This is a genomic window from Fulvivirga ligni (genome assembly GCF_021389935.1).
Lineage (GTDB): Bacteria > Bacteroidota > Bacteroidia > Cytophagales > Cyclobacteriaceae > Fulvivirga > Fulvivirga ligni.
Genome location: NZ_CP089979.1, coordinates 4,942,458 through 4,956,107, shown reverse-complemented (window position 1 = coordinate 4,956,107; position 13,650 = coordinate 4,942,458). Strand labels below are relative to the sequence as shown.

At 37.8% G+C, this 13,650-nt stretch carries 15 protein-coding genes; 7 read left to right on the top strand and 8 right to left on the bottom strand.

What is annotated here, in order from left to right:
- Nucleotides 1-93: 93 nt before the first annotated feature.
- From LVD16_RS20675 to LVD16_RS20640, 8 genes are all read right to left on the bottom strand, one after another.
- Nucleotides 94-642, bottom strand: a complete 549-nt coding sequence (locus LVD16_RS20675) for a hypothetical protein (protein ID WP_233770194.1) — start codon at nt 640-642, stop codon at nt 94-96.
- 328 nt (nt 643-970) lie between these two features.
- A complete protein-coding gene (locus tag LVD16_RS20670; protein ID WP_233770193.1) occupies nt 971-1,444 on the bottom strand; it encodes a macro domain-containing protein in 474 nt (157 codons plus the stop codon).
- Nucleotides 1,445-1,632: 188 nt separating this feature from the next.
- The gene (locus tag LVD16_RS20665; protein WP_233770192.1) at nt 1,633-2,226 is read right to left on the bottom strand and encodes a hypothetical protein; all 594 of its coding nucleotides are present in this window, start codon (nt 2,224-2,226) and stop codon (nt 1,633-1,635) included.
- A gap of 9 nt (nt 2,227-2,235) precedes the next feature.
- Entirely contained in the window at nt 2,236-2,649 is a 414-nt protein-coding gene (locus LVD16_RS20660) for a hypothetical protein (RefSeq protein WP_233770191.1), read from the bottom strand.
- 1,068 nt (nt 2,650-3,717) lie between these two features.
- Nucleotides 3,718-4,554, bottom strand: a complete 837-nt coding sequence (locus LVD16_RS20655; protein ID WP_233770190.1) for a hypothetical protein — start codon at nt 4,552-4,554, stop codon at nt 3,718-3,720.
- Nucleotides 4,555-4,648: 94 nt separating this feature from the next.
- Nucleotides 4,649-5,368, bottom strand: coding sequence for a hypothetical protein (locus tag LVD16_RS20650; RefSeq protein ID WP_233770189.1), 720 nt, complete (start codon nt 5,366-5,368; stop codon nt 4,649-4,651).
- A 114-nt stretch (nt 5,369-5,482) separates the two neighbouring features.
- Nucleotides 5,483-6,364 carry an SDR family oxidoreductase gene (locus tag LVD16_RS20645; protein ID WP_233770188.1) on the bottom strand — a complete coding sequence of 294 codons (882 nt, stop codon included), beginning with the start codon at nt 6,362-6,364 and terminating at the stop codon, nt 5,483-5,485.
- A 15-nt stretch (nt 6,365-6,379) separates the two neighbouring features.
- Nucleotides 6,380-7,042: a hypothetical protein gene (locus LVD16_RS20640; protein ID WP_233770187.1), complete on the bottom strand. Its 663-nt coding sequence runs from the start codon at nt 7,040-7,042 to the stop codon at nt 6,380-6,382.
- 345 nt (nt 7,043-7,387) lie between these two features.
- Here LVD16_RS20640 and LVD16_RS20635 point away from each other — a divergent pair, with 345 nt between their 5' ends.
- The 7 genes from LVD16_RS20635 to LVD16_RS20605 all read left to right on the top strand — a co-directional run bounded on the left by LVD16_RS20635 (nt 7,388) and on the right by LVD16_RS20605 (nt 13,563).
- On the top strand, nt 7,388-8,710 hold the full coding sequence (locus tag LVD16_RS20635) for an ATP-binding protein (RefSeq protein WP_233770186.1): 1,323 nt from the start codon (nt 7,388-7,390) through the stop codon (nt 8,708-8,710).
- Nucleotides 8,711-8,719: 9 nt separating this feature from the next.
- A complete protein-coding gene (locus LVD16_RS20630) occupies nt 8,720-9,982 on the top strand; it encodes a tetratricopeptide repeat protein (protein ID WP_233770185.1) in 1,263 nt (420 codons plus the stop codon).
- 18 nt (nt 9,983-10,000) lie between these two features.
- Nucleotides 10,001-10,504, top strand: a complete 504-nt coding sequence (locus LVD16_RS20625) for a hypothetical protein (RefSeq protein ID WP_233770184.1) — start codon at nt 10,001-10,003, stop codon at nt 10,502-10,504.
- Nucleotides 10,505-10,711: 207 nt separating this feature from the next.
- Nucleotides 10,712-12,121, top strand: a complete 1,410-nt coding sequence (locus tag LVD16_RS20620) for an MBL fold metallo-hydrolase (protein ID WP_233770183.1) — start codon at nt 10,712-10,714, stop codon at nt 12,119-12,121.
- 26 nt (nt 12,122-12,147) lie between these two features.
- Complete coding sequence (locus LVD16_RS20615) at nt 12,148-12,462, top strand: rhodanese-like domain-containing protein (protein ID WP_233770182.1); 315 nt, start codon at nt 12,148-12,150, stop codon at nt 12,460-12,462.
- A 12-nt stretch (nt 12,463-12,474) separates the two neighbouring features.
- Nucleotides 12,475-12,678 carry a YgaP family membrane protein gene (locus tag LVD16_RS20610; RefSeq protein WP_233770181.1) on the top strand — a complete coding sequence of 68 codons (204 nt, stop codon included), beginning with the start codon at nt 12,475-12,477 and terminating at the stop codon, nt 12,676-12,678.
- Between the two features lie 198 nt (nt 12,679-12,876).
- Nucleotides 12,877-13,563, top strand: a complete 687-nt coding sequence (locus LVD16_RS20605; protein ID WP_233770180.1) for a hypothetical protein — start codon at nt 12,877-12,879, stop codon at nt 13,561-13,563.
- Nucleotides 13,564-13,650 lie beyond the last annotated feature (87 nt).

Genomic DNA, 13,650 nt, shown 5'->3' with positions numbered 1-13,650 from the left:
GAGCTAAAATTTCCAAACCGCACAAAACTGTCTCGGCGGTAGACTTACGGTCAAGTCCAGATGTGGTTGGCAGAAAGCAAACAAGCACATGCCTTATACATAATGTTGTGAGTAGTTTATAACTCTTTGGAAGAGCTCGTTTATGCGCTGTTCGGTTAAATACTTCTCGCTTACCAGTTGTATCTCAGTCTCAGATGATTTCAGAATTAGTTGATCGTTCTTGCTGGATTTGGTGATTTTGAATGTTCCAGTATATATTTTCTTAGTTAGTTGATATTGTTCCGAATAAGAACCACGGTTTAGAATTATGCTATCTCTAACCGTATTAAGGCTGTCTTTAAGATTTTCCAATTGTTCAGATCTAGTTGAAATACTGGCAAATAAAGTGTCTTCATACTTGATATCTAAGAATCTAGTTTTGTAGGCATTTAACAACTGGTTGTCGATTTTGAATTCTAAAGAATCGTCATTAAATAGCCTATAGTGCAAAATCATCTCCTCAGACTGAAACCCTGGAACAATTACTGAAGAATCTACTTCGTTAAACTCTAGTTTTTCAATTCCTTCCGTGCCAACTATGTCAAATGAGATTTTATTCGGAGTCAGGTCGTTTGGATAAACAGTTTTGTTGGAATGACTCATTCTGTTAATGACCCAATTACCATCAAGTTCAACTTGCTCAGTTGAGCAACTAATCAAAAATATTATACCAATGATTTTATAAAGAAAGTTCAGTCGCACCACTTTAGATTTTGAAACACCAATTACTCACAACATCCATATAAAGGAAACAAAACATTCCCTTATTTTAATTATAGGCTAATCTAACTAATTTAATATTAAAATGAATAGCAACGTTTTTTGAGACTTTCAACAGTTTGATTCCAATGCATCAGGGCTGTGGTGACCATATCACCATGCCGAGCATGGTGGCAACTGGGTAGGCCATCATCGTTTGATGTAAACCGTTTTATTCAAAATCATAAACAGTTGTTTTGATACCAAATGTTATTAAATCATGATCAATGATTGGCCGTATTTGTTCCCATTTGCCGCCCGCAAGACCACAGCCAATTCTGGGCATATGAATTGAAGCGTTGAGTTCTTTTGCCAACCTAGCAACTTCCACTATACCTTGTTTGATTGCAGCATATCTAATTGGTGCATTACCTTTTTCATCACGTTTGATTTTGTGTTGTCCAATCAGGTTTGCCACCCAGACATCATCTTCAACTTGTACGAACTGCACTTTTCCTAATTCGAAATCATCTTGCGACTTATGCCAGTTCCGGTATTCTCTTTCGGGTTGTTTCCATTTTTTTGAAATCGCTAGAACAAATCCTTTTCCCCATCCACCAATATCGTTACAGATATGGACTATAATCTTATTTCCTTCTCCTATAGGAGCTGTCGCATCACCTTTTAAATAGTTGATTTCGTTCATCCTGCATCAATGGTTTAAAATGCCTGTATATGGTCGCGTGCGTACCACAAAGGCTATAAAATGCCAAAATAGTTAAATCTGCTGAAGCTACCAACAGCCCATGCGCGCACTTGCACTTCACAAGATCAACGGTCAAGCCGCGCAGAAACCAGCTCAATGCTCAGGTCACACATGTACTATATACCATGTTATAGGCTGTTAACTATTCCCGACTTTGTGAAAATATGAAGTTGTGAAAAATACTTTTTAACAATATTTATTAATTCAATATGAGGCAATATTGGGCCACTTTGGTCTTGTTGATAATTTTCTAAAACCTCAATTTTAAATTCTTTAAGTATCTGATCCCAAGACGCAATTTGTTCTAAGGGTATTATGAAATGGAGTATAAGTTCTTTTGATGTATTTTCAATATTTTGGGGTTTAATCAAAATTGACCGGACTATGTATTTATTTTTATAGTTAAAAAATTCAGGTCCATAATTCTTTGGTTGTTTTTTAGACATCAATACAATAGTATCACCATTCACCCGATACTTTCCGGTTACTATAGTTTCTTCTTTAAAGTCCCAGCCACCTTTAGCATTGCTATTAAATACGGAATTTGTGTATTTTTTAGATTTGAGGGTTAAATTTTCACCGTTAAAATTTGATTTTATTGAGTTCCAGTGGATAGTGTAGTCCCCAGGAGAAATCCTGTTACTGTATTTTGATAAAGTAAAGACAGTCTGTCCTTGACTGATATTAAATACTAAAATAAAAAATATTAATGATAATCTCATCCTGATTTCCTATATCGCTTGTTGGATGCTGCTTTTTCGTTCCGGTTTGCCAAGGAATCCAAATAATGCAGTGGTGCCAAGGAGTATAAAAGTTGATATTGTCCAATAATTTAAGTACGCCATTAGGCCTCCGATCATGATATAAATGATAGCAATTTTGTATTGTTCTTTGCCTTGTTTCTTGTTGCCCTCTGTTCGTAAAATATAAAAGACAATTGACATAATCAGAAAACATCCACCAAACCCAAGAGTTAGTTCAGGAGTATAGCGTTCAGGATTTTGAAGTCGAAGAAGTTCGTTGCTATCGAGATTAAATATGTCGTTTTGGTAGTTAATAAGGTAGATTAAGAGTTGAGATACGGCTAGAAGGAAGTTCAAAGCCATCATGAAGTAGTTGTAGAAATCTTGGGAAGTTTTAATCATTTAAATCTGCTATCTGAAGTCACCCAGTGGCATTTAACGCACAGATAAGACACGGAGCCTCATCCGAACTATTAATAAGGCCAAAGTAGTGAAAACTGACCGGCCACACAAGAACCGACTATCTACTGCGAAGAGTTTATTAAGATTCTATGCAATTAAAACAAGAATGGAGGCTGAACCATAAGATAGTGGAGCGGTATTTTAGTACTGTACAAAAGCAAGATGCACTTGTGGCTATTTGTGATTATTGCTTGTTAGCATGTGTATTTATTCTGCAATTTTATTCACATTAATTTAGAAAAATCTATTCTCCCTGTACCAGGAGCTAGAGTAGAAACTCTAACTTTATATTGTCCACCAGGTACCACTATTTTTTCAATATCATTAGGCTTAATACAGTTAGTATACCTTTTTCCCTTTAAATTATATTCATATTTAACACCATCACCCTTGGAAGTTCTACAATAATTTAAAGTTGTACCTATGACGACTACAGAATTAAATTTGAGATTTATAGTTAAAAATAAACCGTATGAGATGAAAATTAAAATTATAAAGTTTCCTATTAATGATAATAGGGTACTGGTTCTTTTGTTTTTTTGAAATTGCCTGTATAATCTATAAATCATATAAACTAGAACAAAAAAGAATATTAGATAAAATGAGATTTCGTAAATAATGTAATCTTTTGTCAACTGTTTTTATTTTATCCTAATGTAATAGTTGCTAACGTTTAATGTAAAATGCGTTTTAATGCATTTTTACATAGTGTGTGTGCCCAGCATGGGCATCATGGTATGAAAGATACCAAAATTACTCCAGAGGGTGAAAGTCCCTTATGCGCTGGGTGCCCTGAACAAGTATGGGACAAGCTGTTCTTGGAAGAGAAGCATGTGGCAAAGCTGTCATCGTGGACGATGGAACTGAGCCCTTAATCTCAATAAATAGGGCTTCAATACCATACCGCAAAACAGACTAATTCACATACAGTGCCATGGTTCGTTCAACACTGTCTTCATGTTTGGCTCGATGAGCCACACGAAGACTTAGTTATTGTAAGTAGTTGTATTATTTAATTAGTTCATATTTTTCACAACGTATAATATATGATTCAGCATATCCACCAATTACCCTACCATACACTCTAATCAAAGAATTGTCTTCAATCAAATCATTTATTTCTGTTATCCGTAAGGTGCTGGTATTAAATGGGAGGGAGGTTATACTGTAATTTGCGTCAGCAGGATTTGGTATCGGTGTTTTTAATTTAAACTCATAATCATAATTAATATCTGGAGAAGGTCTTTGTGAAAAGTAAATATATCCTTCTAATGTATCTCTTATCGATTTTTCATCAGGTTCCTTGATTTTTCTTAAATCAACAGAATTATTACAACAGTCAGCGTTAATTTCATTAATTGAATCTAGTCGTATAGCTGATAAGCCGTAGGTATATAAATTATTAATCTCTGAAGTATTTAAATTCCAGTCTTCTAAGAACGAACCTCTTACTTCAGTGCATTTTCCAATATATCTTTCTAATTCCTGGTCAGTTATTAGATAAAATCCTTTATTTCTTGAGCGTATTTGATACTTGCTTTCAAATCCGAAGCCTCCTTTGTACCATTTACCTAATCCAGAATATCTTACAATGCCTGTGATTCTAAGAACGGAATCATCAATTACTATTAAAGAATCTGTTTGCAATTGTTTCAAGTGCTCAGTCAATATCAAAGAATCATTATTAATTTTAATATTGGTACTAGTATCAGAATTTCGTTCTGGTTTTGAATACTCTATTGAATTCTCAATTAAATCAACCGAAACATTTTTTTTATTTTCTTCGCGATTATTACAGTCAACAAATAATAAAATAACTAAAACAATTATAAATGTCTTTTTCATTTTTGTAAACATTCCCAAATGTATTGTGTTCAAACACTCTTTGCAAACAACTAAGTCAACTGATTGGGCTTAGAGCCTGTTGTACGGCGTATTTTCAAGTGAATGAGATTTCAGAAATTATAAATTTTTCTTCGTGTTTTCTAATTCGTGCACTAAACAGGTAGATATCATTTGACTTGGACATTACCCCTCCACTAATTGTATAGACCTTCCCATTATTGTCCTCTATGTCATACCCTACAATTATTGTTGATCCATAATCGCCAAAGAACGATTGTTTGGCATTTTTCAGAATGTCTGAAAATTCGTCTATTCCTATTTGCTTGGATGTTAGTTCATGACATGAGATGAAATTGTCATCGTAAATGTTGGAGATAAAATGGTTCAACAAATTCTTTATCGACCGATAATCACTGATGAAGTCGGTCATCTGGCTTGCCTTGTAATCAATAGTCGTAAAATTGACCGTATTATCTATGGTATCTTTAACTATGTTAATTTGAATAGAGCTAGATAAGTCTAAACCCCATGAATCACAAATCTTGATGACCTCACTGTTCGCAAATGCCCGCCTAGAGACACCATAATTGAAAACAGGTGAACCTTTATAGATGAATTTATGAAAAGGTTTTTCGGTTGTTTCATCGCTAGTTGTCATCTCATAGTTAACCGAACAGAGGCAGCTTTTTGATATTTCATTGAGTTCGTCCGTTCTGGAATCAATACATGAAGCGAGAAAGAATACTGTAAGTAGAGTTATGTGATTAAGTGATTTCATAAGAATTAATGCGAACCAATGCCGTACAACATCCATATAAAGGAAATAAAACATTCCCTTATTTTAATTATAGGCCAATCTAACTAATTTAATATTAAAGTCAACACAGCGTTTTGTGAGACTTTTAACAGTTTCATTCCTACATCTTAACTACCAATCTGTCGGCATGTAGTCTTTCAAAAACTTGCCGCACCAATGTTTGCCGGTATTTATGCCATCGAAAAGAGGATCAAGCACACGTGCAGCACCATCTACAATATCCAGAGGAGGTTGGAAGTCATGTAACTGTTCCTTCCTTTTGGCTAACTCAGCAGGATCTTCATCTGTAACCCAGCCTGTGTCTACGGCATTCATATAAATTCCGTATTTGGCTAAGTCTGAAGCTGATGTATGCGTCATCATATTTAGGGCAGCCTTAGCCATGTTCGTATGCGGGTGCCTGTCTTCCTTATGCCAACGATGAAACTTACCTTCCATGGCTGAAACATTGATGATATGCTTTTTGCCAGTGTTATCTTTCTTCATAAGGTGAGCCAGGCGGTTGCACAGCACAAATGGTGCTACTGAGTTAACCAGCTGAACTTCAAGCATTTCATTGGTGTGAATTTCTCCTAGTTTTAGTCGCCAGCTATTGGTGGTGCGAAGGTCTACTTGCTGCAAGTCTGCGTCTAGCTTACCCACAGGGAATACCTCTTCCGTGGGCAGGGCATTATCTATACTGTACGGTATTTGAGATAAGCGCGCTGAAGAACGGAGTCCTATTCCTAGTTGCTGTCCATGCCAGCTCACAGGTAGATTCTTCTGTTCGTTTTTTGAAAATTCAGCGCTAAGTGAGCTCAGCTCATTCAAGCATGAATGATGATCGCCCAAAAGTTCCTGCGCAGACGCTGGCAATTGATGAAACGGCATCTCTTCATTGGGCATCATATGCTGATAAAAGCCAGATGGCCTCCTAACGGTTTGGGCCGCATTGTTAACTAAAATATCCAGTCTGTCATATTGCTGCTCTATGAAATTGCAGAAAATCTCCACACTTGGTATATGTCTTTAGTCAAGCCCATGAATTTTAAGACGATGGCCCCATTCTGAGTAATCGGCCTCTTTAGCATATCTTAAGGCCGAATCTACCGGAAAGCGAGTGGTAGCTATGACAGTAGCGCCAGCTCTGAGCATCATCAAAGTAATGTGATAGCCAATCTTCAGCCTGGACCCGGTAACCAGAGCCACCTGCCCGGTAAGATCTGCTGTTTGAAATCTTTTGGCATAATTGAAATCGCCACATTCTTTACACATGGTATCATAAAAATGATGCAGCGTATGAAATACCTTTTTACACACATAGCAATTTCTGGGAGATTCCAGCTTGATCTCTTTTTCATGATCAATACCTGTAAGCTCTATCATGGCGGGAGCTACAAAAACCGAAGCTTCCCTGGCTGACCTGATGCCGGTGGCATTTCGGGCAGTCTTATCTTTTAAGCGTATTTTTTGTCTGTGAATCTTTTTAGCAGAGCGTTTGCGCTGGGCTAGCTCTTCTTTTGAAGGACGTGAGAAAAGTCCCGCAGCTATAATCAGTGCTCGTCGCTTTTCTTCCGGGATCTCGAATATTTGATCCGTATCCTTATTCAGCATTTGTAGTACCTCCAGACATTGATCTATCTGTTCCTGGCTCAGCTTCTGCACTTCTTCGTCACCCTTTAAGTCCGCCATAGTATGATGTGTTTATGGGGTGAAGTTAGTTATTAAAATCTGATCCATGCAATAGGTGTCCTATATTAGATGTTCTTAGTTGTGTATCATGATTCAGGTATTTTAATATAATCCAATTGTATTTCCTTATGATTTTGAAGAGTGGTTAGGTAATAATCGGTATTGAGGCATAACTTGCATGTTTTATAAATAGGCCATTGGTAGTATTACTTTTTGGGATTTTTCTCTTAAGTTGTAAACCAAAATCCAGGTGTAATGGAAGGGAAGATGATGCCTCAGGTTGCACGTAAACATGAGGTTTTTCGTTAGAACTAAAGATATATAGAAATTGAAGATCTGTTGAACATGAATGAAGAAATAAGAAAACTAAAAGAGGCGCTTGCTGCTTCACCGGATAATCACTATTTAAAGCAGTTGGTCATAGACGCCATGATCAAAGGCGAATTTTGGGAGGAGCTTCAAAACGAATGTTTAGATGTTATCACTCAGGATCCGCAAAACAAAAAGGCCAAATTTGGTTTAGCCCAAAGCTATTATGGTAAGAAAAATTACAGCACAGCGGCCGTAGTTTTAGAAGAGCTGATCAGTCAGGATGCTAATTTTATAGATGCTTATGTTTTGCTTTGTAAAGTACACATGGCCGAAAATAACCTGACAGATGCCGTGGAGGTCTACCAAAAAATTAAGCAAATAAAACCTGATTTTGAAGACGAAGAGATAGAAGGTAAGTTATTGGTAAATGCTAACCATGAGCTGGAAAAAGAAGAAGATACTTTTTCGGATGACATCGAATCTCACATTTTCGGTAAGAAGGATAAAACCACTTTCAAGGATGTGGGCGGCATGGAGTATGAAAAGGAGGAAATAAGCCTTAAAATTATTCATCCTCTCAAATTTCCAGATCTATATAAGTCATATGGTAAGAAAACGGGTGGCGGTATATTGTTCTACGGCCCTCCTGGATGTGGAAAAACCTTTTTGGCTAAAGCTACGGCAGGTGAGATAGACTCACAGTTCATTTCTGTTAGTATAGATGATATATTAGATATGTACCATGGTCAAAGTGAGAAAAAGCTCAATCTGTTATTTGAAAAAGCTAGGGCCATGTCGCCGTGTGTTCTGTTTTTTGATGAAATTGATGCACTTGGGGCTAACCGTACCGATCTGAGAGCCAGCGCTGGTCGTAACCTGATCAATCAATTTTTGTCAGAACTAGATGGGGTAGATAGCAATAATGATGGCATACTGGTAATTGGCGCTACGAACGCTCCCTGGCACCTTGATTCTGCCTTTAGAAGGCCGGGAAGGTTTGATAGAATGATCTTCGTTCAGCCACCAGCAGTAGAAAGCAGGAAGGAAATATTTGAGCTTTCACTGGCTAACAAGCCAATTGATACCATAGATTATCAAAAGCTGGCAAAAATTACTGATAGCTTTTCCGGTGCGGATATTTACGCCTGTATTGATGTAGCGGTAGAGGGCAAGCTGCAGGAAGCCATTAAAAATGGTCGTCCATCACCTCTTACTATGAAGGATCTGACTTCGGCTATTAAACGCGTAAAACCCAGCACCAAGGAATGGTTCCAAACGGCTAAGAATTATGCACTATATGCCAATGATTCAGGTATTTATGATGAAATCCTCAACTATCTTAAAATTAATAAATAATATTCACGGATGGATTTAGATAGATCGCTATATAAGGCTGAGCACCTGATGAAGCAGGGGAGATACAGTGAGGCCATTAAGGAGGTAAATACGCACTTGGCAGGAGATCCTGAAAGCATACCTGGGCTCATTATGCTGGTGCAGGTTTATTTGGCCATGGATAAAGACGAGAAGGCAGATGAGGTAGCGGATCAATTACTGGCCAGAAAGCCTGACGATGCCACTATTTTATACCTCAAGGCAATTACACTCAGTCAGTTAGCCAAAAGGAAAGAGGCCTTAAAGTTTGTGAATAGTGCACTGTCCTATAATCCTCACATGGCAGATGCGCATGGATTGAAAGCCTCGTTATACTACCATCAGGCTGAATTTGAGAAGTCTTTAGAAGCTGCAAATGCTGGTTTAAGCGAAGATGCTCATAACGAAACCTGCCTTAATTTTAGAAGCATGGCATTGCTTAAGTTAGGCAGAGTGGAGGAGCATTTTAATGCCGATCAGGAAGCGTTGAAGAGTAACCCTATGAATCCTACTACGCATGCTACAGTAGGTTTCTCAGCCCTGGAGAAGGGTGATTCTGATAAGGCTAAGGAACATTTCCGTGAGGCATTAAGAATAGACCCATCCAATGAGTTTGCCCGCTCAGGGATGATGATGGCCATAAAGTCTACCAATATATTTTATAGTCTCTTTCTGAAGTATGTATTTTGGATGTCTGGACTTAAGCCCCAGGTAAGGTGGGGTGTGGTAATCATCGGCTACCTGCTTATCCAGGGCCTAAGCCGATATTCAGGATCTTTAGGAACTTTTGAGCCGGTGGCTGAGGCTATCATTGTTTTGTACATGATTTTTGCCGTTTCTACCTGGATCATCAATCCGGTCTCTAATATTTTTCTTCGATTTCATTCGTTCGGGAAGTATTTACTGTCAGAAGAAGACATTAAAGTAGCCAATATATGTGCAGGCCTGCTTTTATTGTCACTTTGTGGAGCCGTAGGCATCTTTGTGTTCGATGAAAGTACGCTGCAGTGGTATAACTTATCCTTCTACCTCATTTGCATAGGCATAGCACTTACGGTAGTGGTGAGCTCCGTTTCCAATAGAACTCTGGAAAGAAGTAAAAGAAGACTTAAGAATGCAGGACTCATTTATGCTGTAGCTTCTGGTATACTTATCCTTTTGGCTGTGGCGGCTCCCGGTTTAGCCTTCAAATTTTTTAATATCTGGATATATGGCTTTATTGGGTATCAATTTTTTGCCAATTCACAGCAATAGTGCATGATATAATCTTATATGAGAATAAAAAGAAAGAAGTTGATATTTGGAGTGGCAGCAATTGGTGTATTGTTGTTGTCAATCCATGTCTGTCTGACTTTTTATTGTGGAGATGTCAGCTATTCTCAGACATTTTCATCCCATTATGATTCTAATGCCAAGGAGTATAAGATAGTTAACAGTTGGGGTGAATTGTGTTCTCGGATTAGGTTATTGAATATTTCCATTGAGCCAACATGCCCAGGCTATGTAGGAATTCTAATGTCAGGGAATGGTAGTTTAGACTATGAATATGGGCCAATGGTACCTGCATTAAATGATTTTGCCGCTGACTTTCATGATTACGAGCTATCAGTAAACCCCATTGAGAACGGAGTTATTACATATTTTGAAAACGAAGATCATTTTGGAGTGTATAAGCAGATTGGAGAACAGTGGCCATTTATAATTTATCCCTCAAAAGCAGGAAAGGAAATGAAAGCGGATCTTAAGTTCTTAATTTCTAAATCTGAGTTCAACTAATCATAAAAGGAGTAAATTCTATATAACTATCTGTGTGCGAGAGTGTCTTCACGCGCTTATCGTTGAACCCTTCACCCTTCTGTCGTCGTTATTCCATGCAAATGGTATTGTGCGGTAATTATTGTTTCTATGTGACAAAAGTAACAGTATAGTTCGCAGAAGAATTGCATTTTTGTAACAGATCTTAATTCTAAAAAGAAAGAAGAAATGAAAATCGAACAAATTTATACAGGATGCCTGGCACAAGGCGCATATTATATCACATCTAATGGAGAAGCGGCTATCATTGATCCCCTTCGTGAAACTAAGCCTTATTTAGAAAGGCTGGAAAAGGATAATGTAAAGCTGAAATATATATTCGAAACACACTTCCATGCTGATTTTGTTAGTGGTCACATTGATTTAAGTAAAGCAACAGGAGCTCCAATTATCTATGGGCCAAAGGCTCAACCTGAATTTGATGCCATTATAGCAGAAGATAGGCAGATATTTGAGTTAGGTAATGTGAAAATAGAAGTGCTTCATACTCCAGGACATACAATGGAGAGTTCATGTTATTTATTGCATGATGAATCTGATAAGAAGGTAGCCCTTTTTAGTGGAGATACGCTATTCTTAGGAGATGTAGGAAGACCTGATTTGGCTCAAAAAGCTGCACATATGACGCAGGAGGAGCTTGCAGGTATGCTTTATGAAAGTTTATATACTAAAATACTTCCCTTGCCAGATGATGTAACTGTTTATCCGGCTCACGGAGCAGGCTCTGCATGTGGTAAGAATATGATGAAGGAAACGGTTGATTCTCTTGGCAACCAGAAGCAGGTGAATTACGCCCTGAAGCAGCCTGATAAAGAATCATTTATAAAAGCAGTGACAGACGGTCTTCTTCCTCCACCACAGTACTTCGGTATGAATGTGGCCATGAATAAAAAGGGGTATGATAGCTTTGAAGAAGTGCTTAACAATGGAATGAAGGCACTATCAGTTGAAGAATTTGAAACTGTGGCAGAATCCACCGGAGCTCTCATTTTGGATACAAGAAAGAGTGGTGAATTTGCTCGGGGATTTATACCGCAGTCCATAAATATTGGCCTTAAAGGAGATTTTGCTCCGTGGGTGGGCGCTATGATCGTAGATGTAAAGCAACCCATATTACTGGTTACAGATGAAGGTACTGAAGAAGAAGCAGTAACTCGTCTAAGTAGGGTAGGTTTCGATAATGTGTTAGGGCATTTGGCAGGAGGCTTTGCTGCCTGGGCTCAGTCTGATCAGGAAGTGGATACCATAAATAGAATCACGCCTGAGCAGTTTGCCAGTGAAGTTAAGATAGGTGAAGATAAAGTTATAGATGTCCGTAAAGAAGGTGAATATGCCGCTGAGCACGTGGACGAAGCATATAGCAAGCCTTTGGCCTACATAAATGATTGGGTGAAAGACATTAACAATGATGAACACTTTTATCTGCATTGTGCTGGAGGATATCGCAGCATGATAGCTGCCAGCATTTTACAATCACGTGGTTACAGGAACTTCAGCGAAGTGGATGGTGGCTTTGGAGCTATAGCCAAAACTGAGGTGCCTAAAACTGACTTTGTGTGTCAGAGCAAAGTCTTATAAGAAGTTAATATTAAACAAATACAGTTATGTTCTCAATTTTCAAAAATATCATGAATTCTACTGATAATGAATCACTTAAAGAGGCCATAAACAATGGAGCCCTTTTAGTAGATGTACGTACGCCTGGTGAGTTTGCCGGTGGTAGCGTAAGGGGAGCAGTCAATATTCCATTAGACCAGGTGGCCAACCAGCTATCTAAGTTTAAAGGAAAGGATCAAATAGTGGTGTTCTGCCAGAGCGGTAACAGATCCGGTCAGGCCCACCATATATTGGAGAGCAATGGGTTTGACAATGTGATGAATGGTGGCTCATGGTATAATGTAAATAAATTGGTGAACTAACCATATGAGATCATGAAAAAGAACATGGGTAAATTTGATAGGCTATTAAGAATATTAGTAGCATTAGCCATTGCAGTGTTGTATTTCATAAACGTAATCTCTGGTACGCTAGCCATAGTATTGGGAGTACTGGCAATCATCTTTGTTATTACATCATTCATAAGTTTTTGTCCACTCTACTCACCGTTTAGAATAAGTACTAGAGGTAAAGAATAAATCTTCCCAGTTTTTATATTTAACGATTGACAAAAGAGGCTCCCGAGCCTCTTTTTTCGTGTATAGTACCGTGATCTCAACTTAGTTTATAAACTCATCCTCGTTTATAACGAGGATGCCTGACACTAGCGTTTGTAACGCTTTACTGATATAAAGGGTAAGAATTGTATATTTGAATCATTCTTTATTTTTTATAATATGAGGTGTATTTTAAGTTCAATATTTGCCCTATTTATCTTTACAAGCCTGTTTGCCCAAAACAATGCTATAACAGTACTTCACTTAAATGGCAGTATTTCTAATAGATATCCATTTCAAATGGTGCTCAGAATAACTGAATCCAACGTAAAAGGATACTATTATTATGAACAGTATAGAACTAAAATACTTTTGGAGGGTAAGCTAAAAGGAGAAGAAATTCGTTTGACCGAGTCTCCAGATTTTGAGGGCGAGTTTAAAAAAGGATTCAAGGGAATCTTTTCAAAGAATAAGTTATCAGGAGTTTGGATAAACTTGGAAAATGATAAGAGTCTTGGATTCAATGCCACTGTGACGACTGAGAGTCAAAGGGGAGTTGAAGATATTTCCGAAATTTCAGGTTTATATGAAAATGAATTGAATTCCGAAAATTATGATAGTAGCATACTTCTAGATTACATAGCAAATAATATTTATGCTTTTGAAATCACTAATGGTACCACAACAGGCTGCATGGGATACTTAAATGGTGTAGTTGAAATCAAAAACGAGAGTTCCGGTACTTATACTGCTGATGGGTGTGATAAACTTAGTTTTAGACTCAGCCGGTTCGCTCTCACGTTGGAAGAGGATCAGTGTGAATTCCATGGGTTAAGATGTCCGTTCAGTGGCAAGTATAAGAAGTAAGTCACCCTCATCTTCGTTTATAACGAGGATGCCCGAGACTAGCGTTTGTAACGCGATTAAGTCAAAAACATCACCCAAGCAACAATA

Bases quoted from the DNA above. Each gene is read 5' to 3' on its own strand.
- LVD16_RS20675 (WP_233770194.1), bottom strand. From the start codon at position 642: ATGAGTCATTCCAACAAAACTGTTTATCCAAACGACCTGACTCCGAAT.
- LVD16_RS20670 (WP_233770193.1), bottom strand. From the start codon at position 1,444: ATGAACGAAATCAACTATTTAAAAGGTGATGCGACAGCTCCTATAGGA.
- LVD16_RS20665 (WP_233770192.1), bottom strand. From the start codon at position 2,226: ATGAGATTATCATTAATATTTTTTATTTTAGTATTTAATATCAGTCAA.
- LVD16_RS20660 (WP_233770191.1), bottom strand. From the start codon at position 2,649: ATGATTAAAACTTCCCAAGATTTCTACAACTACTTCATGATGGCTTTG.
- LVD16_RS20655 (WP_233770190.1), bottom strand. From the start codon at position 4,554: ATGAAAAAGACATTTATAATTGTTTTAGTTATTTTATTATTTGTTGAC.
- LVD16_RS20650 (WP_233770189.1), bottom strand. From the start codon at position 5,368: ATGGATGTTGTACGGCATTGGTTCGCATTAATTCTTATGAAATCACTT.
- LVD16_RS20640 (WP_233770187.1), bottom strand. From the start codon at position 7,042: ATGGCGGACTTAAAGGGTGACGAAGAAGTGCAGAAGCTGAGCCAGGAA.
- LVD16_RS20635 (WP_233770186.1), top strand. From the start codon at position 7,388: ATGAATGAAGAAATAAGAAAACTAAAAGAGGCGCTTGCTGCTTCACCG.
- LVD16_RS20630 (WP_233770185.1), top strand. From the start codon at position 8,720: ATGGATTTAGATAGATCGCTATATAAGGCTGAGCACCTGATGAAGCAG.
- LVD16_RS20625 (WP_233770184.1), top strand. From the start codon at position 10,001: ATGAGAATAAAAAGAAAGAAGTTGATATTTGGAGTGGCAGCAATTGGT.
- LVD16_RS20620 (WP_233770183.1), top strand. From the start codon at position 10,712: ATGAAAATCGAACAAATTTATACAGGATGCCTGGCACAAGGCGCATAT.
- LVD16_RS20615 (WP_233770182.1), top strand. From the start codon at position 12,148: ATGTTCTCAATTTTCAAAAATATCATGAATTCTACTGATAATGAATCA.
- LVD16_RS20610 (WP_233770181.1), top strand. From the start codon at position 12,475: ATGAAAAAGAACATGGGTAAATTTGATAGGCTATTAAGAATATTAGTA.
- LVD16_RS20605 (WP_233770180.1), top strand. From the start codon at position 12,877: ATGAGGTGTATTTTAAGTTCAATATTTGCCCTATTTATCTTTACAAGC.